We start from the raw sequence: 21,260 nt of genomic DNA on the forward strand, positions 1-21,260 counted from the left end.
TTCCGTGTGCGGGGGGGCGCCTATCCGTTGAGGGCGCGCAGATGGTCGCGCAGCCCGATGCCGTACGCGGTGGGCGTACCGGCGTAGTCGGAGATCAGCGACGGACCGGCCGAACAGTCCCAGGTGTTCCAGGTCCAGCCGAGATACGAGAGCCCGCGGTCGTCGAACCACTTCATGACCTGGTCGACGAAGGCGTGCGAGCAGGTGTTCTCGCCGATCTCCCCTGCCACCAGCGGCACTTGGGCGGCGGCGGGGGCGAGGGTGGAGTTCCAGCAGCTCTCGCTCGCGCAGGTGTTGAAGTTGTACACGTGGTACGCGGCGACGAGATTGCCCGTCGGATCGGTGGGCTTGTAGGCCAGCCACTGGCTGAGGTCGTTCGAGTACGCGAGCCCGCCGGCCAAGATCACGTTCTTGGCGCCGGTCGACCGTACGGCGTCGACGAGATCCTGCATACCGGCGACTTCGTACCCGATGCCGGGGCAGGTGCCCCCATCCCGCCAGCACTGCCACGCCTGGGTGGTCGTGGAGGTCGCGCGGTCCGGATAGGGCTCGTTGAACAGGTCGAACGCGACGGCCTGGTCGCCCTTGAAGGTGCTGGCGACCGAGGACCAGAACGACGGGGTGTACTGCGCGTCCGGCATCGGCTTCTGGCAGGTGGCGTGCACGTCGGAGCAGCCCGCCGAGTTGCCGGTGTACTGGCCGTAGGTCCAGTGCAGTTCGACGATCGGTGTCATGCCGTGCGCCTCGACCTTCGCCACCAGGTCCTTGACGGCGGCGATGTAGTTGGCGCCCGCGTACTCGGGTTTGATGTTCGAAAGGCCCAGCCAGCACTCCTCGTTGAGGGGAATGCGGACCACGTTCGCCTTCCAGTCGGCGATCGCCGCCACGGCCGCGTCGTCCACCGGGCCGTCCCAGATTCCGTAGCCCTGCACGCACATGAACTCGCCGCCGGACCGGTTGACGCCCAGCAGACGGCGGTTGGTGCCGCCGGCGTCCACGAGCTTGTTCCCAGAGACGTGCAGTGCGGGTGCGGTGCCGCTGGGCGGCGGTGAGGTCGGAGGCGGCGAGGTCGGCGGTGTCGGCTCCGAATCGACGTTGCAGGTAGTGCCGTTGAGCTTGAACGCGGACGGTACGGCGTTGCTCCCCGACCAGTTGGCGAGGAAGCCGGCGCCCACGCTCGCGCCGGTGCCGAGCGAGCCGTTCCAGCTCTCGTTGGTCGCGGTGACCGTCGTGGCGGACTGGGTCCACTTGGCGTTCCAGCCCTGGGTGACCTTCTGGCCGCCGGCGAAGTCGAAGCTCAGGCTCCAACTGCTCACCGGTGCCATGTTGTTGGTGATCTGCACTGCGCCCTGGAATCCGGTGTCCCACTGGCTGGTGACCGAGTACTCCACCGTGCACGCGGGGGTGGCGCCGGACGCCGTGACCACCGGAACGACCATGGCCCCGACAAGGGCGGTCGCGCCGGCGACGGCTAAAAGGATTGAACGCGGGGGGTGTCGCATGAGCGACTCCTTGCAGCTCGGGCGCGTCGCACGGACGCGTCGACTGACGGAATCGCTCCCACTGGTGTCCAGGAAGGTAGCGCCAAGTGACGGTAAAGAACAGGGGAGTCACAGACTTTCGCTGACTTTCCCTCAACCCACGCCCGTCGAATCTTTTCGACTCCGTAAGCACCTTGACGACCCTCACCCCTGTCCCCACGATGGGAGCGCTCCCACTGGTTCAAGGCTTGTTGCTGCTCCGCCCCCACCCCTCCGAGCCGCAAGGAGGAACCAGCACATGCACCCCAGAAGGAGACGCCGCGTGACGCGGCGACTGTGGACCGCTGTCGTGGCGGCCCTCGCGCTTCCCGTCTCGATGCTCGCGACGGGCACAACTCCCGCCCAGGCGGCGACAGTTCAGTGCAGCGTGGACTACAAGACCAATGACTGGGGCTCCGGCTTCACCGCGGATCTGACCCTCACCAACCGGGGTACGGACGCGATCAACGGCTGGACCCTGGCCTACGCCTACACGGGCAACCAGAAGCTCAGCAACGGCTGGAACGGCACCTGGTCCCAGTCCGGCAGCGCGGTCACGGTGACGAACGCGTCGTACAACGGGACGATCGCCGCGGGCGCCGCCGTCTCGACCGGCGCGCAGTTCGGCTACAGCGGCACCAACACCGCGCCCACCTCGTTCGCGATCAACGGCACCACCTGCGTCGGCGCCCATCAGCCGCCGATCACCGTGCTGACCAGCCCGAGCGCAGGTGCGATCTACACGCAGGGGGCCGCGATCCCGCTCGCGGCGACCGCGGCGGCGGCCGACAACGCGACGATCAGCAAGGTCGAGTTCTACGACGACACCACGCTGCTCGGCACGGACACGACCTCGCCGTACTCGCTCTCGGCTTCTGGTTTGACCGTGGGCAGTCATTCGCTGGTGGCGAAGGCGTACGACAGCCTGGGCGCGTCCGGTGCGTCCACGCCGGTCGGCATCACGGTCGCCTCGGGACCCGCGATCGTCGCCTCGCCGACCCAACTGGGCGTCCAGCAGGGCAAGTCGGGCACGTACGCGGTGTCGCTGTCCACGCAGCCGTCGTCGAACGTGAGCGTCACGACGGCCCGCGCGAGCGGCAACACGGGGCTGTCGGTCACCGGCGGCGGGACACTCACCTTCACGCCGTCGAACTGGAACACCGCGCAGACGGTGACCCTCACGGCCGACGCGTCCGGCACCGGTTCGGCGTCCTTCGACTCGACGGCCACGGGCTTCACCAAGGCGACGGTCACCGTGACGGAGCTGGCGGCGGCGAACGCGTACGACGCCCGCTTCCTGGACCTCTACGGGAAGATCACCAACCCGGCGAACGGCTACTTCTCGCCCCAGGGCATCCCCTACCACTCGGTGGAGACCCTGATCGTCGAGGCGCCGGACCAGGGGCACGAGACGACGTCGGAGGCGTACAGCTATCTGCTGTGGCTGCAGGCGATGTACGGCAAGGTGACGGGCGACTGGTCGAAGTTCAACGGCGCCTGGGATCTCATGGAGAAGTACATGATCCCGACCCACGCAGACCAGCCGACGAACTCCTTCTACAACGCCTCGAAACCGGCGACGTACGCGCCCGAGCTGGACACCCCGAACGAGTATCCGGCGAAGCTGGACACCTCGGTGTCGGTGGGATCGGATCCGATCGCCGGTGAACTGAAGACCGCATACGGTACGGACGATGTCTACGGTATGCACTGGCTGGAGGATGTCGACAACACCTACGGCTACGGCGACACGCCGGGCGGTGGGTGCGAGGCGGGGCCGACGGCGAGCGGGCCTTCGTACATCAACACCTTCCAGCGCGGACCGCAGGAGTCCGTGTGGGAGACGGTGTCGCAGCCGACCTGCGACGCCTTCAAGTACGGCGGTACGAACGGCTACTTGGACCTCTTCACCGGTGACTCCTCGTACGCCAAGCAGTGGAAGTACACGGACGCTCCGGATGCTGACGCGCGGGCTGTGCAGGCCGCGTACTGGGCCGACACCTGGGCCAAGGAGCAGGGCAAGGGCGGCGACGTCTCGGCGACCGTCGGCAAGGCGGCCAAGATGGGCGACTATCTGCGGTATGCCATGTACGACAAGTACTTCAAGAAAATCGGCAACTGTGTCGGGCCGTCCACCTGCCCGGCCGGGACCGGCAAGGACGCCTCGGACTATCTGCTGTCCTGGTATTACGCGTGGGGAGGCGCGAACGACAGCAGCGCGGGCTGGGCATGGCGCATCGGGTCCAGCCATGTGCACGGGGGCTATCAAAACCCCCTGGCTGCCTACGCGTTGAGCTCGTACGCGGATCTGAAGCCCAAGTCCGCGACAGGCGCGGCGGATTGGGGTACCTCGCTGACCCGGCAGCTGGAGTTCTACCGCTGGCTGCAGTCGAGCGAGGGCGCCATCGCCGGCGGGGCGACCAACAGTTGGCAGGGGCGGTACGCGAGCCCGCCGGCCGGGACGTCGACGTTCTACGGCATGTACTACGACCAGCAGCCCGTCTACCACGATCCGCCGTCCAACCAGTGGTTCGGCTTCCAGGCGTGGTCGATGGAGCGGGTCGCCGAGTACTACCAGCAGACGGGGAACGCGAGCGCGAAGGCGGTTCTCGACAAGTGGGTGGCGTGGGCGCTGTCCAAGACCACGGTCAACCCGGACGGCACGTATCTGATCCCCTCCACGCTGCAGTGGTCGGGGCAGCCCGACACCTGGAATGCGTCAAGTCCCGGTGCCAATACGGGACTTCATGTCACCGTCGCCGACTACACGAACGACGTGGGTGTCGCGGCCGCGTATGCCAAGACGTTGACGTACTACGCCGCGAAGTCCGGTTCCGCTGCGGCGAAGACGACGGCGAAGGCCCTTCTCGACGGCATGTGGAACAACTACCAGGACAGTCTGGGCATCGCCGTTCCGGAGACCCGCGCGGACTACAACCGGTTCGACGACAGTGTGTACGTGCCGAGCGGGTGGAGCGGGACGATGCCGAACGGGGACGCGGTCAACTCCGCTTCTACGTTCGCCTCGTTGCGGTCCTTCTACAAGAACGATCCGGCGTGGTCGAAGATCCAGAGCTACTTGGCGGGCGGGGCCGCGCCTGTGTTCACGTATCACCGGTTCTGGGCGCAGGCGGATGTCGCGCTGGCCATGGGGGCGTATGCGGAGCTTCTTGAATAGCTCCGCTTGTCAGGTGGTTCTTTGACTGCGGGTCCGTTGTGGCTGGTCGCGCAGTTCCCCGCGCCCCTATAGGGGCGCTACACCGAACGCCCTCTTTCACGGAACCGCCGGGCGGCCCCTACCCGCACTGGGGGTCGCCCGGCACTCGTGCCTTTCCCCCTCCTCAGGAGAGGACCTCACTGTGCGAAGAACCAGAATCCTGATGGCCGTACTGGCGCTCGCGGCAGGCTTGTTGGCGGGCGGGCCGTCCGCACTCGCCGCCGACGCCCCCGGCACGGCGCTCGCGGCCGACACCTACACCTGGCACAACGCCCGCATCGACGGTGGCGGGTTCGTGCCCGGTGAGCTGGAACGGGACGGTGGCCGCGGGTGCGTCGGTGGGGTTCGGGTTCACGGGGAGTTGGTCGGGGGTGAATACGAAGCCGGCGTCGTTCAAGGTAGGTGACCAGTCCTGCACGGTCACCTGAGCGGGCGGAGAGGGCGGCTGCGCGCACGCGGCGCGCAGCCGCCTGTCTCACGGTGTGTAGACAGTCGGCCGGGGTGCCGTCGGCATCCCGTCGCCGATGTAGAAGCTCGGGTGGGGCGGTTGGTTGTATGCGGTGTTCTGCCAGGCCAGGGCGGTGCGGTACTGGGTGTCGTGGAGCAGGGTCGTGATCCTGGTGGTCGTCTCGTACGGCGTGGAGTAGATCCGTAGCGCCGTGTTGTCCGTGGTGGGCCAGACGACCTCTTCCCGCCAGTCGCCGAGGATGTCCCCGGAGAGGGTCGGGGTCGCCTTGGTGCTGTTGTTGGAGTGGACGTCGGAGCCGGTCAGGAGGCGGGTGTCGGCGGTGGTGCCGTACTTGTCGATGTGGGTGGAGTCGAGGAGTTCGCGTACCGGGTCGGCGTCCCACCAGGACAGGAAGTTGGTGCTGGAGGGTTTGCGGGTGGACACGACTGTGCCCTGGGGGTTGCGGATGCCGCTCTCCGATGCCGACCAGGACTCGGCGCCGGGGCTGCCCGCCCAGATGTCCCCGGAGACGCCCCGGCCGTTGTCGCCGTTGGCCGGTGTGGACCAGATGATCGCGCCGGTCTTCGCGTCCGCCATCCAGGAGGACGGTTTCGAGGAGTCCTCGTCGACCTTGAACTCCTCCAGGCCCGGGCGGGCGGGGTCGAGATCGCCGACGTGCAGGGCGTCGCCGTGGCCGTTCTTGGTGGTCCACAGGCCGGAGCCGTTGTCGTCGACGGCCATCGAGCCGTACACGATCTCGTCCTTGCCGTCCCCGTCGACGTCGGCGATCGCCAACTGGTGGTTGCCCTGGGCGTCGTAGCCCTTACCGGTGTTGGTCGAGGAGTTGGTGTCGAAGGTCCAGCGGCGGGTGAAGGCGCCGTTCCGCCAGTCCCAGGCGGCGATCACCGTGCGGGTGTAGTAGCCGCGCGCCATGATCAGGGAGGGGCGGCTGCCGTCCAAGTAGGCGGTACCGGCAAGGAATCGGTCGACGCGGTTGCCGTACGAGTCGCCCCACGAGGAGACCGTGCCGCGGGCCGGGACGTAGTCGACGGTGCCCATCGCCTTGCCGGTCTGGCCGTTGAACATGGTCAGGTACTCGGGTCCGGACAGGACGTAACCGCTCGCATTGCGGTAGTCCGCCGCCGAGTTGCCGATGACGGTTCCCGTTCCGTCGACGGTCGCGTCGGCCGTCTTCATGGCGATCTCGGCCTTGCCGTCGCCGTCGTAGTCGTACACCTGGAACTGCGTGTAGTGCGCGCCGGAGCGGATGTTGCGGCCCAGGTCGATGCGCCACAGGCGGGTGCCGTCGAGTTTCACGCCGTCGAGGATCGTGTTTCCGGTGTAGCCGGACTGGGAGTTGTCCTTGGCGTTCGTGGGCTGCCACTTGAGGACGAAGTCGAGCTGTCCGTCGCCGTCGAGGTCTCCCACGGAGGCGTCGTTGGCCTCGTAGGTGTAGGCGACGCCGTCGGGGGTCGTGCCGCCGGCGGGCGGGGTGATCGGGACGTCCTTGTAGCCGGTGCGGAACTGGATCGCATGGACCGAGTCGGCCTGTTCCACGCCGCCGACGATCGCGCGGACCGTGTAGTCGGCCTGGGCGGGCGCGCCGGCGTGGAAGTAGTTCGTGGAGCCGGTGATCGGGGCGGAGTTGACCTTCGTACCGGCGCGGTAGACGTTGAAGGAGACGGTGTCGGGGTCGGTGCCGAGCCAGCGCCAGCTGACCAGGTTGCCGCTGTCGGTGTGGACGCTGACGACACCGCGGTCGAGGGCCTCGACCTGGCGGGCGGTGGCGGCCTGGGCGGTTGTGCCGGTGGTGAGTCCGGCGAGGACCAGGGCCGCGGCGGCGGTGAGTGCGGAGAGTACGGCCCTTCGTCTGCGGGACCGGTGCGGCGAGCGCGGATGCGGGTGCGGGTAGCTCACGTGACGTACCTCCTGGGAGGACGGACGGGTTCCGTACCGTCAGTCGCCGCTGCCGGTGAGCAAGTTGCCGTATCTTTCGGCCAGTTCGGCGACCGTGCGGGCGATCCGGTCGCGGAGTTCGGGTGGTGAGAGGACTTCGATGTCCGTGCCGAGGCGCAGGAACTCGCCGTGTGCGTTGTCGATGGACTCGATGGGGACCGACATCAGGGTCCAACCGTCCGGTTCCGGCCGTCCGTTGAGGGGGACCGCCCTGGCGAGGGTCGCTTCGGGTGCGAGTCGGACCACTGCCTCGCTGCGGTGGAGGCGGTCGTGGAAGTCGCGTTGGTGGGCGGTCCAGTACGCGGCGAGGTCGAAGTCGTCGGGGCGGGTGAACTCCTCGTCGGGGTCGGAGGTGGTGAGTGCGAGGATCTGGTCGACGCGGAAGGTGCGCGGGCCGGGACCGGCCACGACATACCAGCGGCCCGCCTTCAGTACGAGTCCGTACGGCTCCAGTCGGCGTTCCACGTCGGTCGGCTCGCGCCAGCGACGGTAGATCGCATACAGAACACGGTTGTTCCATACGCCGTCGGCGACTGTATGCAGAAACGGTGTCTTGTCGGCGTCCGCGTACCAGCCCGGCGCGTCCAGATGGAACCGGCCGCTGATCCGGTCGGCGTGCTCGCGTAGTTCGGCCGGCAGGGCCGCGCGCACCTTCAGCTGGGCGGCGGCCAGGACCGGGCCGAGGCCCAGCTCGGCGGCCGGTCCCGGCACCCCGGCGAGGAACAGGGCCTCGGCCTCGTCCGTGGTGAGGCCGGTCAGGCGGGTGCGGTAGCCGTCGAGGAGGCGGTAGCCGCCGGCGTGGCCCGCGTCGCCGTACAGCGGGACACCCGCCGCGCTCAGTGCCTCGACGTCCCGGTAGACCGTGCGGACCGAGACCTCCAAGGCCTCGGCGAGCTGGGCGGCGGTCATCCTCCCGCGGGTCTGGAGCAGGAGCAGGATCGAGAGGAGTCTGCTGGACTTCACTGACATAGGATGTCAGTGAAACGGTCCTAGCGTCCTGTCATGTCTTTCACGGAGAAACTGCTGACCGTGCCACCGCCGATCGAGGTGGCCGGGCGGCACGTCAAGCGCTACCACGTCACCGCCGACCCGGCCGGGATCGCGCCCGAGGTGGAGGAGGCGGCGTACGCGATCCTGCCGGAGCTGCTGCCCGAGCCGGACGGCACTCCCCCGGCCACTTTCGTGGTGCTGCACCGGGGCGGTGACGGCGGCGCCTATCTGAACGCGTACAGCTGGGTGTGGAACAACGTCCTGCACTTCCGGGGCGCGTCGGCGGGCCAGCCGGTGCTCGGCTGCCCCGACCTCGACCCCACCCACTTCGTCACACCCGATCTGCCGTGGATCGGCTGTGCCTGGGAGCTGCCGCCGATCCTGCATGAACGGGACGCCTGGGTACGGCATCTGCTCGCGCCCGAAGTCCCGGACCTCGACGCCTACTTGGCTGACTCCCTGCCCGCCGGAACCACTGGAGACCGTTCATGAGCAGCCCGCGCGACTTCGACTTCCTGCACGGCGAGTGGGAGGTCGTGAACCGTCGTCTCACCGACTTCCTCCGACCCGCCAGCGGCTGGGAGGAGTTCACCGGGGTCAGCCGCTGCTGGCCGCTGTTCGACGGCGCGGCGAACGTCGACGAGATCGACATGCCGTATCTGGGGTCGAAGGGGCTGACCCTGCGGCTCTTCGACCGGGAGACCGAGCAGTGGTCCCTGAACTGGTCGTCGAGCCGCAGCGGAAAGCTGTTCCCGCCGGTGACGGGGCGGTTCGAGAGCGGCCGGGGCGAGTTCTACGGCGACGACACTCACGACGGGAAGGACGTGCGGGTGCGGTTCGTGTGGTCGGGGGTCTCCGCGAGCGGCGCGGGCTGGGAGCAGGCGTTCTCGGTGGACGACGGGGCGAGTTGGGTGACGAACTGGACGATGGACTTCACCCGGCCGGAGGCTTCCTGAACGCCAGGATCGTGAACTCGGGGTCCGCACGCGGCCGTTCCTGGTCCGGCAGCGACTGGAGTCGTTCGGCGAACCGTTCGGTGAGCGGCTGGCCGGGCGGCAGCATGGTGAACCAGCCGCGTCGCAGGTCCGCGGTGGTGCTGCGGGGGCTGCGGCCCTGGCCGTGGCCACGGAAGCGGGCCGTGCCGGCCGGGTGCAGGCCCTGTTCGGCGGCATAGACGCGGACGTGGTCGGGTCGGTCCTGGGCGGGGCGGCGTGGGCGCGGGGCGAGGACGGCGTCGATGTCGCTGCCGACGTCGTGGGCGGCGGCCTTGTCGACCGTGGTGATGTACACCCCGCCCGGTCGCAGTACCCGTGCGCACTCCGCGGTGATCGCCCTGGCGTCTTCGGGGCCGGCCACGAGATGCAGCAGCCAGACGGTGGTGACTGCGTCGAACACCCCGTCGGGGAAGGGGAGTCGGCGGCTGTCGGCGAGGAGTACGGCGCCGGGGAGCCGGGTCGCCGCCGTACGGGCCATGGCGGGTGCGGCGTCCAGGCCGGTGACCCGCAGGCCGGGGCGGGCGGCGGCCAGGCGGCGGGTGACGATGCCGGTGCCGCAGGCGACGTCGAGCAGGGCGCCGGCGCCCTGGGGGACGAGGCCGAGTACGGCTTCGGCAGCGGCGGCGGCACGGGGCTCGCCGCCGCGTGTCGCGTCGTAGGCGTCGGCTTCCTTGTCGTAGTCGAGCACGCGCTGTTGCCCCTCCCTGTCCCGTGCGGTCAGCCCGCGCCGTGGCCCGGGGCCAAGTCCTCGACTCTGCGGGCGAGTTGGAAGTCGAGGTCGGTGATCGCGCCGCCGACGCTGTGGGTGTTCACGGTGAGGGAGACGGTGTTGTAGCCGAGGGTGAGGTCGGAGTGGTGGTCGAGTTCCTCCTGGACCTGGGCGATGTGGACGACCATCGCGGTGGCCGCGAAGTGGGTGCCCAGCCGGTAGGTGCGGGTGAGCCGGTCGGCGTCGGCGGACCAGCCCGGGAGTTCCGCGAGGCGGTCCTCGATCTCCTTCTGCGACAGCGGTGCGACGGGCATGGCCTCGGTCCTTCCTCGGGGTCGGGTTCCTCTTGGGCCACTTCAGCGTGCCACAGGTGGCCTGCTGCGTGCCTGGTCAGACGAGTGCCTCCGGGTGAGTCCGGTGGGCGGCTCCCCCGGACGGGTTCCTCGGTCCGTTCACGGGCGGGCCGCTTCGGCTACGGTCGTGCGTATGACCATCGTCGCGCCCGGTACCGGCACCTCCGCGGGCAAGGGTGTCGGCCCGTTGCTGCGTGCCTGGCGGGAGCGGCGGCGGGTCAGTCAGCTGGAGCTGGCGTTGCGGGCCGATTCCTCGGCCCGGCACATCAGCTTCGTCGAGACGGGGCGGTCGCGGCCGAGCGAGGAGATGGTGCTGCGGCTGGCCGAGCATCTGGAGGTGCCGGTGCGGGAGCGCAACTCCCTGCTGCTGGCGGCCGGTTATGCCCCTCGCTATCCGGAAACCCCGTTGGACGACCCGGCGTTGGGCGCGTTGCGCGAGGGTCTGGAGCGGCTGATCCACGGCTACGAGCCGTATCCGGCGCTGGTGGTCGACGCCGTCTACACCGTGGTCGCGGCGAACCGGGGCATCGCCATGCTGCTGGACGGCGTACCGGAGTCCCTGCTCCAACCGCCGCTGAACGCCATGCGGTTGACGCTGCATCCCGAGGGCCTGGCGCCGCGCATCCGCAATCTGGGTGAGTGGCGCGGGCATCTCCTCGCGCAGATGGAGCGGCAGATCGCCCTGCACCGGTCCGAGCCGCTGCGGGCGCTGTACGAGGAGGTCGCCGCCTATCCGGTGCCCAAGGCGGCCGGCGACGAGGCCGAACCGGCCTCTGCCGTACCGTACTTCGCGCTGCCGATGCGGATCGAGCACGAGGGCCGGGTGCTGTCGTTCGTCTCCTCGATCTCCACGTTCAACACTCCGATGGACGTGACGGTCTCGGAGCTGGCGATCGAGACGTTCCTTCCGGCCGATCCGGCGACGGCCAAGTACCTGCGTGCGCGGGGAGACTGACGGATGATCAACCCCGAACGGCTGAGACAATGGCCGGAACATGGCACACTGCCCCCAGACTTCGGCGCGTATGGGGAGGCGTGGCGTGAGTGAGCGGCGGCCCGCGCCCACCGTGGGCCAAGTAGTGCTGGGCAGAAGGCTCCAGGAGTTGCGCGAGGCGGCCGGCATCAAACGCGAGGAGGCCGCGCAGGTCCTGCGGGTGGCTCCGGCGACCGTACGGCGGATGGAGATGGCCGAGGTCGCGCTGAAAGTGCCGTATGTGCAGGTGCTGTTGAGCACGTACGGGGTGTCCGACGAGGAGGCGGACTCGTTCGTCGCGCTCACCGAGGAGGCGAACCAGCCGGGTTGGTGGCAGCGGTTCCACGATGTGCTGCCGGAGTGGTTCAGCCTGTATGTGAGCCTGGAGGGCGCGGCCGGGCTGATCCGTTCGTACGAACCGCACTTCGTGCCCGGCCTGTTGCAGACCGAGGACTACGCGCGTGCCGTGATGGAGGCCGGGACGATCGGGCAGACCGGTCCGGAGACCATCGAGCGGCATGTGTCCCTGCGGATGGCGCGCCAGGGGCTGTTGGAGCGGGACAATCCGCCGCACCTGTGGGTGATCATGGACGAGACGGTGTTGCGGCGTCCGGTGAGCATGCGCGGCGAGGTGATGCGCGAACAGCTGGACAAACTCCTGGAGTTCGGCGAGCGCGACCGGGTCACGCTCCAGGTCGCGGAGTTCGAGAACGGCCCGCACCCGGGGACGTACGCCCCGTTCTCGCTGTTCCGTTTCGACGAACCGGAGCTGCCCGACATGGTGTTCACCGAGTACCTGACCGGCGCCCTGTATCTGGACTCCCGTACCGAGGTCTCCGCGCATCTGGAGGTCCTCGACCACATGACGGCGCACGCCGCGTCCGCCCAGCGCACCAAGAAGATCCTGCGGGACTACCGCGAGACCTTCTGAGCACGGCCCGTACCCAGCGCGGTTCCCGGCACAGCACACCGACCCGGACTCCAGAGGAGACGACACCGCATGACCGGATCCGAAGCCGCGCCCACCCGTATCGACACCAGCCGGCCGCATCCGGCGCGGGTGTACGACTGGTGGCTCGGCGGCAAGGACAACTACCCGGTGGACGAGGAGCTGGCGCGCCGGATCCTCGCCTCGGACGGTACGGCGGTGCGCGGGGCGCGGGCCAACCGCCGGTTCATGCACCGGGCGACGCGGACCGCCGCCGAGGCCGGGATACGCCAGTTCCTGGACATCGGCACGGGTATCCCCACCGAGCCGAACCTCCACCAGGTGGCGCAGAGTGTCGCCCCGGATGCGAAGGTCGTGTACGCGGACAACGACCCGATCGTGCTGCGGCACGCGGAGGCGCTGCTGCACGGAGCGCCCGAGGGCAGCACCGAGTACGTGCACGCCGACGTCCGCGACCCGGACACGATCCTGCGGCTGGCCGGCGAGACCCTCGACTTCACGCAGCCGGTCGCGCTGTCGCTGGTCGCGCTCACCCACTATCTGGGCGACGACCCCGACGGCGACGACGTGTACGGCCTGCTCAAGGGGTACGTCGACGTCCTCGTCCCGGGCAGCTATGTGGTGTTGTCGCAGGTCACCCCGGATCTCAGCCCCGAGGCCATCGGGAAGGCGGCCGAGCACTTCCGGCGCAGCGGTACCCCGTTCCACCCGCGCTCGCTGGCCGAGTTCTCGCGCTTCTTCGACGGCCTGGAGCTGCTCGGCCCGGGCGTGATCGCCGTCTACGGCTGGCGCCCGGAGCCGGAGGACGTGGCCGCCCAGGCGGAGGGCATCGTCCCGGTCTACGGTGGGGTCGCCGTCAAGCACTGACCCGTACGGCTGCTGTGAACGGGTGCGCTCCCCTGCCCCGCCCTAGGTTCGACACCATGGGCGAGCAAGGGAGCGCAGGTGACGGACACGTGGACACCGCCCGCCGGGCCGGCCAGGCACCGTGGGACACAGGCGAATATCGTATACAGGATCCTGTAGCCGCCTGGGACGAGGCCATCGAACTCGTCGCCGCCGCACACGTCCACGCGATGGAGGCCTGATGCCCTCGGACGCCGTGCTGTACCAGGCGGCCGCGCTCTGCCTGACCTTCCCCGACGACGACTTCCGCGCCCGGCTCCCGCTGCTGCGCGAAGCCGCCCCGCAGCTGCGGGGCTTCGCCGACCACGCGGCCCTCACGCCGCCGCGGGAACTGGCCGCGCACTATGTCGAGGTCTTCGGCCCCGAGAACCGGCACAGCCTGTACCTGAGCCGGTGGCACGGCGGCGACACCCGCGCGCACGGTATGTCCCTGGTCTGCTTCAAGGAGCTTTACCGCGCGCACGGGCTGGAGTTCACCGGCGAGGAGCTGCCCGACTTCCTGCCCGCGGTCCTGGAGTTCACGTCCCGCACCGGCAACCTCGGCCTGCTCACCGAGTACCGCACCGCGCTGGACCGACTCCGCGCCCGGCTGGCCGACTTCGGCACGCCGTACGCGTCCGTCCTGGACGCCGTCTGCGCCACCTTGCCGACCGCGTCCGGCGGGCGGACCGTGAGCTAGGCCGCGCCGCCCTTCGCCTCGCGTTCGTCGTCGACGATCTCCGCGTCGACGACGCCTTCCTCCTCCTGGGGTGAGGTGTGTTCCGTGGGGGTCTCCGTCTGTTCCGTCGGGGACTCTTGGGCGGCCTGGGCGTACATGGCCTGGCCCATGCGCTGGCTGACGGTGGCGAGGTTCTCGACGGCGGCGCGCAACTCGGCGGTGTCGGACTCGCCTTCCAGGAGGGTCTTGACCTGCGTGGCCGCCGCCGCGACCTCGGACCTGGTGTCGGCCGGGATGCGTTCCTCGTTCTCGCGGACGAACTTCTCGGTCTGGTAGACGAGTTGTTCGGCCTGGTTGCGGGTCTCGGCGGCCTCGCGGCGCCTGCGGTCCTCCTCCGCGTACTGTTCGGCCTCGCGCATCATGCGGTCGATGTCGTCCTTGGGGAGCGCGGAGCCGCCGGTGACGGTCATCTTCTGTTCGCGGCCGGTCGCCAGGTCCTTGGCCGAGACGTGCATGATGCCGTTGGCGTCGATGTCGAAGGCGACCTCGATCTGCGGGACGCCGCGCGGGGCGGGCGGCAGGCCGGTGAGGTCGAAGACGCCCAACTTCTTGTTGTACGCGGCGATTTCGCGCTCGCCTTGGTAGACCTGGATGCCGACCGAGGGCTGGTTGTCGGTGGCGGTGGTGAAGATCTCCGAACGCCGGGTCGGGATGGTCGTGTTGCGTTCGATGAGTTTGGTCATGATGCCGCCCTTGGTCTCGATGCCCAGGGACAGCGGGGTGACGTCGAGGAGGAGGACGTCCTTCACGTCGCCGCGGATGACTCCGGCCTGGAGTGCGGCGCCGACCGCCACGACCTCGTCGGGGTTGACGCCCTTGTGCGGGTCCTTGCCGGTGAGTTCCTTGACGAGGTCGGTGACGGCGGGCATCCGGGTCGAGCCGCCGACGAGGATGACGTGGTCGACGGCGGAGAGTTTGACGCCGGCGTCCTTGACGGCCTGGTGGAAGGGGGTCTTGCAGCGGTCGAGGAGATCGGCGGTGAGTTCCTGGAACTGGGCGCGGGTCAGCTTCTCGTCGAGGTGCAGCGGGCCGTCGGCGGAGGCGGTGATGTAGGGCAGGTTGATCGTCGTCTCGGCGGCCGAGGAGAGTTCGATCTTGGCCTTCTCGGCGCCCTCGCGCAGGCGTTGGAGCGCCATCTTGTCCTTGCCGAGGTCGATGCCGTACTGGCCCTGGAACTTCTTGACCAGGTACTCCATGACCCGCTGGTCCCAGTCGTCGCCGCCGAGGTGGGTGTCGCCGTTGGTGGCCTTGACCTCGATGACGCCGTCGCCGATCTCCAGGAGGGAGACGTCGAAGGTGCCGCCGCCGAGGTCGAAGACGAGGACGGTCTGTTCCTCGCCGCGGTCGAGGCCGTAGGCGAGGGCGGCGGCGGTCGGTTCGTTGATGATCCGCAGGACCTTGAGGCCCGCGATCTCGCCGGCCTCCTTGGTGGCCTGGCGCTGGGAGTCGTCGAAGTAGGCGGGGACGGTGATCACCGCGTCGGTGACGTCCTCGCCGAGGTAGGCCTCCGTGTCCCGTTTCAGTTTCTGCAGTACGCGTGCGGACAGCTCCTGGGCGCGGTACCGCGTTCCGTCGATGGCGCCCGTGTCCGGGAAGCGCCAGTCGGCGCTGCCCATGTGGCGTTTCACCGAGCGCGCGGTGCGCTCGATGTTCGTCACGGCCTGCCGTTTGGCGACCTCGCCGACCAATACCTCGCCGTTCTTGGCGAAGGCCACGACCGAGGGTGTGGTCCTCGCTCCCTCGGCGTTGGCGACGACCGTCGCCTCCCCGCCCTCCAGCACCGCGACCACCGAGTTCGTGGTCCCCAGATCGATTCCGACCGCGCGTCCCATAGCCGTCCCCTTCCGCCAGGTGCTGCCCGATCTCCAGCACAAAACTTGAGTGGCGGAAAGTCAATGCCGCACCCGTTTTCCGGGTGCGGCATCGAGGTGGGAGAGGGAGCCGGGGTCAGGCGGATTCCACCGTCAGCGTGATCGTCGTACCCGCGAGCGCCTGGCTGACCGGGCAGTTCTTCTTGGCGTCCTCGGCGGCGGCCGCGAAGCCCTCCGCGTCCAGGCCGGGGACCTCGCCGCGGACGGTGAGGTGGATGCCGGTGATGCCCTCGCCGGGCTGGAAGGTGACATCGGCCTTGGTCTCCAGGCGGGTGGGCGGGGTGCCCGCGCCGGTGAGGCCGTGCGACAGAGCCATGGAGAAGCAGCTGGAGTGGGCGGCTGCGATCAGCTCCTCGGGGCTGGTCCTGCCGTTGGCCTGCTCGGCGCGCGACGCCCACGTCACCGGCTGCACACCGATGCCTGACGAGTCGAACGTGACCTCGCCGCTGCCCTTGATGAGTTCGCCTTCCCAGACGGTGTGTGCGGTGCGCGTGGTTGCCACGATGATTCCTTTCGACGCGGATGTCGTACGGAGCCATCCGATCACATTCCGGTTCAGCGCACCCGGAAGACCGGCCCACGCGGGGTGAACGGCAGGCGAGCGCCTGGTGGAATCAGATAGGCGTGCTCGCGCCGCACCCGCAGCACATCGCACCCGCCGTCGGTGATGACGAGGACGGGCGCCCCCGGCGGGAAGTCGTCGGCGCGGTGCAACAGGTCGATCCCGGGCTGCAGTACGGTGCCGCCGCGCCCGTGCACGCGCACCCGGCCGGCGATGTCGGTGACCGGCACATAGCCCGCGTCGTGCGGGGCCGCGTCGCAGAACACGACCCGGGCCGCCGGTACGTCGCGGGCCTCGGCGTACGAGGCGATCGCGCCCAGTGCTTTGCCGAGGAGGGTGCGGTCCATGGAGCCGGAGGTGTCGAGGACGACGCCGAAGGTGCAGCGTGCGATCTCCTCGGGCGGGAAGTAGTGCCCGGCGCGCGGGATGTCGGGGGTGGAGGACTGGCGGCGCGAGGGGCGGGCGTACGACCGTACGGGCTCGGGGCGGGGCACGAACTCGTCGAACCAGCGGGCGAGTTGGGCGTCCCAGGGCAGGGGTGGATGGCTGAGCGCGCGGATCTCCTCGACCAACCCGCCGGGCAGGAAGCCGCGTTCGTGCTGCTGGTGCAGGTCCAGGCCGCGGGCGAGACCGCGCCGGTAGAACTCGTCGAGGTCGACGTAGTCGCGCGCGCTGCCGAGCGGCCCGCCGAGGATGTCGCCGGTGCCCTTGCCGCGCAGGGTGGCCAGGCGGCGGGTGCGGCGCAGGTCGGCGGTGATCCGGTCGTAGACCTCCTCGGCGGAGAGGTCCTTCAACTCCGGGTCGTACAGCAGGCCTTCGGGCATCGTGCCGATGTCCATCTCGCGCAGCCAGCCGTTGATGACGTAGTCGGCGGCGACGTTGAAGAGGAACGGGTCGCGGGTGCCGCAGCGGTCGCCGTGGCGCAGGGCGGCGTGCAGCATCTCGTGGGCGAGGACGAACCGCCATTCCTCGTCGTCGAATTGACGCAGCGGGTTGATGTAGATCTCGGCGGCCTCGGTGTCGACGGCGGCGACGGAGATGCCGTGGGCGCGGGCGAGTTCGGCGTCGGCGACCAGGGTGATGCCGGCCGCGATGCCGCCGAGCAGCGGGTAGTTGGAGACGAACCAGCTCAGGGCGCGCTCCCAGGGGTGCAGCCGGGTCGGGCCGCCGTACATCGAGTCGCGGCGACCGCCGGCGAGGTCCATGGCGACGGACATGGTCCGGGTGAGGGCGCTCGCGAAGGCGATCTGCCAGTCCACGGGGGTCCCGGGCCAGCCCTGCCACGGTACGAGCCGCTGGTCGGGGGCGCTGCCCGCCGTACCGCAGTGTTCGTAGGCGGCCGGGATGCCGTCGCGTCGCCAGCGGGCCGCGAGTTGTTCCTCGTCGCCCGCGGGGTAGGCGGCGGGCAGGTCTTCGGGGGTGCGGCCCACGGGGAAGGTGAGCAGGAAGCGGTTGACGACGATGCAGCGGGCGGCGAGGTCGAAGCGGTCGGGCTGTTCGCGCTCGCCGTTGGCGCCGGGGACGTGGCCGAAGCCGAGGTGGATGAGCGCGTGCGCGATCGCCCAGGCCCATTCGGCGGGTTCGGCGAGCCGGGTGGGGTGTGCGTGGAGGTACCCGTTGGAGTTGACGAGCACGAGCCCGTCGCGGGGCGCGGCCCGGCAGTCCTCCTCCCGGCACAGCTCGAAGTCGATCGCGGCGAGCGCGGGGTTGGCCCACACGAGCCTCAGCCCCGCCGTGAACGCCTCGGTCGCCGGGTCGGGCTTCTTCTTCTCGGGATCCTTCTTGCGGGTACGGCTCACCGGGGCGCCTCCGTGGAACTCACCGGCGCGCCTCCACCAGCCGGGGCATGTCCCGGGCGGCCTCGACCAGGAACCAGGCCGGGAGGACCGGGTTGCCGTCGTCGTCCGAGGCGATGACGCTCTGCGCCACCTCCACGGAGATCTCGGCGAGTTGGACGAGCAGGGACTTTGCGCGGTAGGCGGTCTGGCGGCCGTTCGCCGACAAGTGGTCCTTGCTGGCCGGGAGTTCCTTGATGAGGCGGCCCCGGAAGGACTCCGCGAGGTAGTAGAGGAGGTCGCGGTCCTCGGTGCGGTTGGGCCAGCGGGCGTCGCCCTTGAGGACGGCCTCGATGCCGAAGCGGCTGCGCACGATCTTGACGTAGCCGCAGAACGCGACCGCGTGGGCGGGCGTCAGCGTGCCGTGCGCGACGACCTTGAGGGTGTCCTCGTCGAGGTCGGGCCCGAAGGAGCCCAGCGCGTCGGAGAGCATGTGCCAGGAGCGGGGCGTGGAGAAGGGCTCCTCCGTCTTCGGCGGCTTGGACCACAGGTGGTCGGGGCGGTCGGTGAGGTGGTCGAGGATCCACGGATGGATGCCGTTGGCGGCGGCCCACTTGAGCCAGTCCTTCGGGGAGGCCTCCAGGTGGACGTGGGTGAGCCGGTTGATCAGCGCGGACGCGATCGGGCGGGCCAGCGCGTTGTCGGTCGCGCGGTTGCCGGCGCCGATCACGATGGAGCCCTTGGGGAGTTCGTAGCTGCCGATGCGCCGGTCCAGGATCAGCGAGTAGAACGCCTTCTGCACATCCGGTGTGGCCGCGTTGAGTTCGTCCAGGAACAGGCAGTACGGCTCGTCGCGCGCGATGGCCTCCGGCGGGCAGAACACCGACCGTCCGTCACGGATCTGCGGTACGCCGATCAGGTCCTCGGGTGCGAGCTGCGTACCGAGCAGGCTGACGCACTCCAGCCCCAGCGACTGGGCGAACTCCCTTACCAGGGACGACTTTCCGATGCCGGGCGCGCCCCAGAGGAAGACGGGGCGGACGGTCGCGAGACCCAGCAGCAGTTCGGGGATCCGGGCGGGCGTGACGGTGACGGCAGCCTGCAAAGCAGCGGCTCCTGAAGGAGGTTCGAGGTGGGGAGACTCGAACAGTGTGTGCGCACGCTCCTCCCACCGCAGCCCATTTTTCAGGCGGCCCGCTCCTCCGGCTCCGCCGTCAGCGGCACCTGCGGGCCGTTCAACTCCCGCAGCCAGCGCCGCAGTACGCGGTGGACGTGCTCGGCGCCGACGAGGTCCTCGCCGTCCTCGACCGGTGTGGAGAGGGCGCGCGGCGACAGCAGGAACGGCTTGCCCTGGCAGCCGCCGAGGCCGCCGTGGGAGCCGATCTGCTCCTCGAAGGCGAGGACTTCGCCCTCGGCGGGGTCGTACCAGGAGTTGACCATGATGTCGGCGGTGCGCGGGAAGGAGTGGGTGCGCCGGACGGCGTCCGCGACGCCGGGGCCGAAGTCCGCCAACGGGCCCTGTTTGTCGTCGAGTTCGGCCACCGGCAGCTCCGCGCCGTGCGCGCCGAGGACGACTCCGCCGTACTCCTCGCTGCGCACCAGGACGAAGCCGACGCCGGGGTGGTTGGCGAGCGTGGTGAGGAGTGCCGGGTGGCGGGCGTCGATCTCCTCCTTGGTCATGCGGTGCGGCACGTCCGGGAAGGAGACCAGGCCGAGGTTGCCGGAGGCCAGCACGATCGGCTCCGAGTGCCGGCCGGCGTGAACCTGCCGCTCGTCGCCGTCCTTGGCGGGCCTGCGCAGCGCCGCGCGGACGGCGGCGCGGGCCTCGGCACCGCTGTGGGTGCGGCGGGCCCGGCGCGGTACGGGCAGACCGCAGCCCGCCCGTACGAGGTCGCCGAGGGTGAGGCCGTAGCGGCCCTGGAAGGTCTCGCCGGGGCTCTGGCCGTGGTCGGAGAGGACGACGATGCGGTACGGCCGCGGGGCGTGCTCGGCGACGTTCTCGATCAGCGCGAGGGAGCGGTCGAGGCGCCCGAGGACCTTGGCGGCGTCGCGGCTGCGCGGTCCCGAGTGGTGGGCGACCTCGTCGTAGGCCACGAGATCGGCGTAGACGGCGGTGCGGCCGGCCAGCATGTCGCCCATGACGGCGGCGACGACGACGTCCCGTTCCACGACGGTCGCGAAGGCGCGGACGAGGGGGTAGAGGCCGCCGCGTTTGACGCGGGGGCGCTGCCTGGTGAGGCGGGAGCGGATCGACTGGCCGATCTCGCGGCCGACCTCGGCGACGAAGGACATCGCGGTGCGGACGGCGTTGGCGGGGTCGGAGAAGTAGGCGAAGTAGCCCGCGCGGGAACGGTTCTCCCGGCCTCGGCGGCGGATGGCGATGGACAGCACGAGGGCCTGTTCGTCGGCGCCGCCGCTGAACAGGTTGCCGCGGCTGGCGCCGTCGAGCGTGAGGAGGCCGCCGTCGCCGGTGAACTCGACGGCGCGGCGCTGGAGTTCGGCGGCACTGGTCGGGCGGTTGCAGACCATCACCTCGCCGGTGTCCTTCTCGTACCAGCGGAACGCGGGGATGTCGTGGTTGGAGCCGTGCAGGATGCCGAGCTGGCTGGCGCCGGTCTGGCTGGACCAGTCGGTGCGCCAGGGGGTGAGGCGGTGGGTGGGGCGGTCGCCGCCGAGGAGTCGCGCGACAGTGGGCATCAGCCCCTTCGCCAGCGCGTCGAGCAGGACGTCGTGGCCGACGCCGTCGAGCTGGAGGAAGACGGTGCCGGGCGAGGACGGGCCGGGCGGGAGGGCCCTGCGGCGGCGGTCGGCGAGGCGGTACAGACGGCGGCGGTAGGCGTCGTCGTCGCGGACGGCGAGGGCACCGCCGGTGGCGGAGGCGACGGCGGACATCACGGCGGCGACGACCACGGCGGTCTCGGGGGCGACCTGGCCGCGCAGCCCGCCGTCCGGATTGATGCGCAGGGCGATCAGCAGCAGCGACCCGTTGAGCACGAAGACGAGAAGACCGAGGACGAGTGCGGGCACCAGCAGCAACAGCCGTACCAGCAGCGGCCAGACCAGGGCCGACAGCACACCGAAGGCACCGGCGCCGAGCGCGGCCGTGACCGCGATCCGGGTGGCGCTGTCGCCGTCCGCCGACTGGAGCTGGAAGTCCGGCAGGATCCCGGCGAGCACCAGCATGGTGACCGTGGAGACGGCCCACACCGCGATGCTGCGCCCGACCTGACTGGCGAGCCGCCGCCAACGCCCTCCGCCCACGCCCCGTACACCTCACGTCCCGGGCCCGTCGACCTGGCGGGCCTGTCCCCAGCCTGT

18 protein-coding genes are annotated in these 21,260 nt (G+C 69.9%); 8 read left to right on the top strand and 10 right to left on the bottom strand.

What is annotated here, in order from left to right; all coding sequences use genetic code 11:
- Positions 1-20 precede the first annotated feature (20 nt).
- Positions 21-1,502: a cellulase family glycosylhydrolase gene (locus tag OH768_RS10345; protein ID WP_406452287.1), complete on the bottom strand. Its 1,482-nt coding sequence runs from the start codon at positions 1,500-1,502 to the stop codon at positions 21-23.
- Between the two features lie 277 nt (positions 1,503-1,779).
- Between OH768_RS10345 and OH768_RS10350 the strand changes: the two genes are divergently transcribed.
- Positions 1,780-4,698: a glycoside hydrolase family 48 protein gene (locus tag OH768_RS10350; protein WP_406452289.1), complete on the top strand. Its 2,919-nt coding sequence runs from the start codon at positions 1,780-1,782 to the stop codon at positions 4,696-4,698.
- Between the two features lie 377 nt (positions 4,699-5,075).
- Entirely contained in the window at positions 5,076-5,165 is a 90-nt protein-coding gene (locus tag OH768_RS10355) for a hypothetical protein (protein ID WP_406452291.1), read from the top strand.
- 47 nt (positions 5,166-5,212) lie between these two features.
- Here the strand turns inward: OH768_RS10355 and OH768_RS10360 are convergent, their stop codons facing one another.
- Together OH768_RS10360 and OH768_RS10365 are read right to left on the bottom strand one after the other, a co-directional pair.
- Positions 5,213-7,102, bottom strand: coding sequence for a rhamnogalacturonan lyase (locus tag OH768_RS10360; protein ID WP_406452293.1), 1,890 nt, complete (start codon positions 7,100-7,102; stop codon positions 5,213-5,215).
- A gap of 39 nt (positions 7,103-7,141) precedes the next feature.
- A complete protein-coding gene (locus OH768_RS10365) occupies positions 7,142-8,104 on the bottom strand; it encodes a helix-turn-helix transcriptional regulator (protein ID WP_406452295.1) in 963 nt (320 codons plus the stop codon).
- Positions 8,105-8,143: 39 nt separating this feature from the next.
- On the opposite strand from OH768_RS10365, the gene OH768_RS10370 reads away from it, so the two are divergent.
- Positions 8,144-8,623 (top strand): hypothetical protein, encoded by a 480-nt coding sequence (locus OH768_RS10370; protein WP_406452297.1) that lies wholly within the window; start codon positions 8,144-8,146, stop codon positions 8,621-8,623.
- Positions 8,620-9,087, top strand: coding sequence for a hypothetical protein (locus OH768_RS10375; RefSeq protein WP_406452299.1), 468 nt, complete (start codon positions 8,620-8,622; stop codon positions 9,085-9,087). The genes OH768_RS10370 and OH768_RS10375 overlap by 4 nt, the downstream gene beginning before the upstream one ends.
- Here the strand turns inward: OH768_RS10375 and OH768_RS10380 are convergent.
- Both OH768_RS10380 and OH768_RS10385 read right to left on the bottom strand, forming a co-directional pair.
- Positions 9,065-9,814, bottom strand: a complete 750-nt coding sequence (locus OH768_RS10380; protein WP_406452301.1) for a class I SAM-dependent methyltransferase — start codon at positions 9,812-9,814, stop codon at positions 9,065-9,067. The two genes, OH768_RS10375 and OH768_RS10380, sit on opposite strands and share 23 nt — an antisense overlap.
- Positions 9,815-9,843: 29 nt before the next feature.
- On the bottom strand, positions 9,844-10,149 hold the full coding sequence (locus OH768_RS10385) for a 4a-hydroxytetrahydrobiopterin dehydratase (RefSeq protein ID WP_406452303.1): 306 nt from the start codon (positions 10,147-10,149) through the stop codon (positions 9,844-9,846).
- A gap of 172 nt (positions 10,150-10,321) precedes the next feature.
- Here OH768_RS10385 and OH768_RS10390 point away from each other — a divergent pair, with 172 nt between their 5' ends.
- The 4 genes from OH768_RS10390 (at position 10,322) to narJ (ending at position 13,695) form a co-directional block, all read left to right on the top strand.
- Positions 10,322-11,143 carry a helix-turn-helix domain-containing protein gene (locus tag OH768_RS10390; RefSeq protein ID WP_406452305.1) on the top strand — a complete coding sequence of 274 codons (822 nt, stop codon included), beginning with the start codon at positions 10,322-10,324 and terminating at the stop codon, positions 11,141-11,143.
- 85 nt (positions 11,144-11,228) lie between these two features.
- Entirely contained in the window at positions 11,229-12,092 is an 864-nt protein-coding gene (locus OH768_RS10395) for a helix-turn-helix domain-containing protein (protein ID WP_406452307.1), read from the top strand.
- 69 nt (positions 12,093-12,161) lie between these two features.
- Complete coding sequence (locus OH768_RS10400) at positions 12,162-12,977, top strand: SAM-dependent methyltransferase (RefSeq protein ID WP_406452309.1); 816 nt, start codon at positions 12,162-12,164, stop codon at positions 12,975-12,977.
- A 220-nt stretch (positions 12,978-13,197) separates the two neighbouring features.
- The gene (gene narJ / locus OH768_RS10405; RefSeq protein WP_406452311.1) at positions 13,198-13,695 is read left to right on the top strand and encodes a nitrate reductase molybdenum cofactor assembly chaperone; all 498 of its coding nucleotides are present in this window, start codon (positions 13,198-13,200) and stop codon (positions 13,693-13,695) included.
- On the opposite strand, the gene dnaK is transcribed toward narJ, so the two are convergent.
- The 5 genes from dnaK to OH768_RS10430 form a co-directional block, all read right to left on the bottom strand.
- The gene (dnaK, locus tag OH768_RS10410) at positions 13,692-15,566 is read right to left on the bottom strand and encodes a molecular chaperone DnaK (RefSeq protein ID WP_406452313.1); all 1,875 of its coding nucleotides are present in this window, start codon (positions 15,564-15,566) and stop codon (positions 13,692-13,694) included. The two genes, narJ and dnaK, sit on opposite strands and share 4 nt — an antisense overlap.
- A gap of 115 nt (positions 15,567-15,681) precedes the next feature.
- Complete coding sequence (locus OH768_RS10415) at positions 15,682-16,107, bottom strand: OsmC family protein (RefSeq protein ID WP_406452315.1); 426 nt, start codon at positions 16,105-16,107, stop codon at positions 15,682-15,684.
- A 53-nt stretch (positions 16,108-16,160) separates the two neighbouring features.
- On the bottom strand, positions 16,161-17,966 hold the full coding sequence (locus OH768_RS10420) for a DUF2201 family putative metallopeptidase (protein WP_406452317.1): 1,806 nt from the start codon (positions 17,964-17,966) through the stop codon (positions 16,161-16,163).
- A gap of 19 nt (positions 17,967-17,985) precedes the next feature.
- Positions 17,986-19,047 carry an ATP-binding protein gene (locus OH768_RS10425; protein WP_406452319.1) on the bottom strand — a complete coding sequence of 354 codons (1,062 nt, stop codon included), beginning with the start codon at positions 19,045-19,047 and terminating at the stop codon, positions 17,986-17,988.
- A gap of 80 nt (positions 19,048-19,127) precedes the next feature.
- A complete protein-coding gene (locus tag OH768_RS10430) occupies positions 19,128-21,203 on the bottom strand; it encodes a phage holin family protein (RefSeq protein WP_406452321.1) in 2,076 nt (691 codons plus the stop codon).
- Between the last annotated feature and the right edge of the window lie 57 nt (positions 21,204-21,260).

Origin of the sequence: Streptomyces sp. NBC_01622, from assembly GCF_045209635.1 — a bacterium.
Classification (GTDB): domain Bacteria; phylum Actinomycetota; class Actinomycetes; order Streptomycetales; family Streptomycetaceae; genus Streptomyces.